Annotated in this window: 1 protein-coding gene; it reads left to right on the forward strand. The window is 49.5% G+C overall.

Annotated features, from left to right (window positions below; translation table 11 throughout):
• Positions 1-920: HD-GYP domain-containing protein (locus D6694_00190; GenBank protein ID RMH48708.1), on the forward strand; the 920-nt coding region annotated here is incomplete at its 5' end.
• Between the last annotated feature and the right edge of the window lie 128 nt (positions 921-1,048).

Below are 1,048 nucleotides of genomic sequence, written 5' to 3' on the forward strand. Positions count from 1 at the left end.
AGGCCACGAGGCTCTACGATGAGGCGCGTGAGTTCCAGAAGAAAGCATTTGAGAAAGTTCGCCAAGGGGCGCCACTTGATTTGGCACCCGTCGCCTCGCTGACAGATAGCATGATGACATCCTTGTTTCGTAATCAGGATGCGTTGCTTTGTTTGACGCGGATGCGCACGAAAGATGCTTATTTGCTTGAGCACTCCATCAATGTCAGCATCCTGATGATGGTATTTGCGCGTGCCCTGGGCCTTGATGAAGCCTTGATCAGACAATTGGCGCAAGGGGCTTTTTTGCACGACATCGGGAAAATCCGCATTCCGGACAAGATTTTGAACAAGCCTGGCCGATTGACCCCTGAAGAATATGAAATCATGAAAAAGCATGCGACATACAGCGCCGAGGTTGTGAGCGAGATAGCGGGCATGGCAGATGTGTCCAAGCAGGTGGTGGCGCGTCATCACGAGCGAGTGGATGGACAAGGCTATCCACGGGGGTTGAGTGCCAGCGAGTTGACCATGTACGACAAAATGATCAGCATTGTGGATGTCTATGATGCCATGACCGCCGATCGGGTTTATAAGGAAGGCATGGTACCGTTTAAGGCATTGAAATTGATGCGAGGCATGGCAGGTAGCCATTTCGATGAACCATTGCTCATGAAATTTATTGCAGTGATGGGCCTGCACCCTGTCGGCACCTTGGTCAAGTTGGACAGCGGCAAAATCGGAATGGTGATCAAAAGCAATCGTCTGGAACCTTTGAAGCCAGTGGTCAAAGTGTTTTACAACGCGAAGTCAAAAACACACGTTGCACCTTATGACTTGGATCTTGGTGATCGTTATTGCCAAGACAGTATCGAAAAGGCAATCAAACCGGAGGATTTTCGGTTGGATTTGTTGCGTTTTTTCAAGGAAAGCATGCTATGAAAAACGGGCCAGAGGCCCGTTTTTCATGGGACGAGTTACAGATTGATCACCGCCTCGTAACGTAACCTTGGGGTTTGCGGGTCAATCGGACTGCCTTTGATTTCGATGGTGATTCGATATTGTCCAGC

The organism is Gammaproteobacteria bacterium (assembly GCA_003696665.1).
GTDB lineage: Bacteria > Pseudomonadota > Gammaproteobacteria > Enterobacterales.